This window comes from Rhizobium sp. AQ_MP, assembly GCF_014237835.1.
Classification (GTDB): Bacteria; Pseudomonadota; Alphaproteobacteria; order Rhizobiales; family Rhizobiaceae; genus Allorhizobium.
Window position 1 is genome coordinate 1 of the sequence record NZ_JACJVI010000047.1, and the last position, 1,727, is coordinate 1,727.

General features: G+C 56.4%; 1 protein-coding gene. It reads left to right on the plus strand.

Annotated features, from left to right (window positions below):
- Positions 1–142: 142 nt before the first annotated feature.
- Entirely contained in the window at positions 143–1,570 is a 1,428-nt protein-coding gene (locus H6M51_RS24120) for an ISNCY family transposase (RefSeq protein ID WP_185812302.1), read from the plus strand.
- The last annotated feature ends 157 nt before the right edge of the window (positions 1,571–1,727 follow it).

The following is a 1,727-nucleotide window of genomic DNA, read 5'->3' on the forward strand; positions in this document are numbered from 1 at the left end:
TGTAGGGGCTATTTAGTAATGCGACAGTTGGGCCAGTTAGAGATGCGACAGCCTCGCCTCTTGATGCACTGGTCAATGCCAACGTCGGGAGCAAGGATGACGACTTCGAGCTTGGTCGAGACCATGAGCGGTCGGAGTCGTCATGTCCTTGTTGATCACCATGTCGCAGAAAGAATTGCATCGCCTCGAAGTCATTCAAAAGATCCGTGACAAGAGGCTTGGCGTTGTCCAGGCCGCCGAGTTGCTCGAACTCAGTCGAAGTCAGGTGCATCGGCTGCTGCGGTCTTACGATCTTGATGGTCCAGCCGGCCTTGTGTCGAAGAAGCGATCTCGACCAAGTAATCGGCGCCACAGCGAGGAATTTCGCAATGCGGCGCTAGACCTGATCCGCGCACGCTATCTGGATTTTGGTCCGACGCTTGCACGCGAGAAGCTGATTGAGCTGCATCGGATCTCGGTATCCAAGGAGACGCTGCGGCAATGGATGACCGAGGCCGGCATCTGGGTCTCTCGCCGGGAACGCAAGAAGCGTGTTTTTCAGCCTCGTGGCCGGCGCGACTGCTTTGGTGAGCTGGTTCAGATCGATGGATCGCATCACTGGTGGTTTGAGAACCGCGGCCCCAAATGCGCCCTCCTCGTCTATATCGATGACGCTACCGGTAAGCTGTTGCACCTACGTTTTGCTGGGTCGGAGAACACGTTTGACTACCTGCATGCGACGAAGGCTTATCTGCAGCAATGGGGTAAGCCGCTTGCATTCTACAGCGACAAGCATGGTGTTTTCCGGTCGACCAATGCTTCGAAGACTGACAGGACGACCGGTCTGACACAATTCGGTCGCGCGCTTTATGAACTGAACATCGACATCATCTGCGCCAACACGCCTCAGGCTAAAGGCCGGGTCGAGCGGGCCAATCAGACGCTGCAGGATCGCCTGGTGAAGGAGATGCGGCTTCGGGGCATCAGCACAATCGATGCGGCCAATGCCTATGCACCTGAGTTCATTGAAGACTTCAATAAACGTTTTGGCAAGTTGCCGCGCAATCCGAAGGACATGCATCGGCCTCTCGCTGATCATGAGAACCTGGACGGTGCTATGTGCCGCAAGGAAGTCCGTACCCTGTCGCAGGCTTTGACGCTACGTTACGACAAGGTGCTGTTCATTCTCGATCCGACCGAGATCTCGCGGTCATTGGCCGGGCAGAAGGTCGTCGTTTGTGATTACCCGGATGGCAGGCTGGAGATCATGCATCAGAGCTATTCCCTGCCCTACAGAACTTTCGACAAATTACGGTCTGTGCATCGAGCGGAGGTCGTCGACAACAAGCGGCTGGATGACATGTTGTCGATCGTTGCTGAGATGCAGGCCGGACGCGAACTTGAGCGCAGCAAGAGCGGCCCATCCCGCACGGGTCAGACCGATCATATGTTTGGCATTCGGGACGGTAGCATCGGAAACGGTTATCAGAAGCGCGGCCGCAAGCCCGGCCCTCGGACGGATTTCATGAATGATCCGGAAGTTATCGCTAAAAGGCAGAAGGCTATGGCGCGCATGGAGGCCGCAGAATGACGTTAGCCAGCCTCAAAGCTAAAGCCGAAGCGGAGTGCCCCACCCGCCCCGATCTGATCTTGCAAGCGGGTCTGCCGCTCAGATCGGGGCTGATCGGCAGTGTTAGTGTCGCGTTTCTAAGTGGCTAGTGAGCACGCGTCTCTAACCAGCTTTGACA

Bases quoted from the DNA above. Each gene is read 5' to 3' on its own strand.
- H6M51_RS24120 (WP_185812302.1), top strand. From the start codon at position 143: ATGTCCTTGTTGATCACCATGTCGCAGAAAGAATTGCATCGCCTCGAA.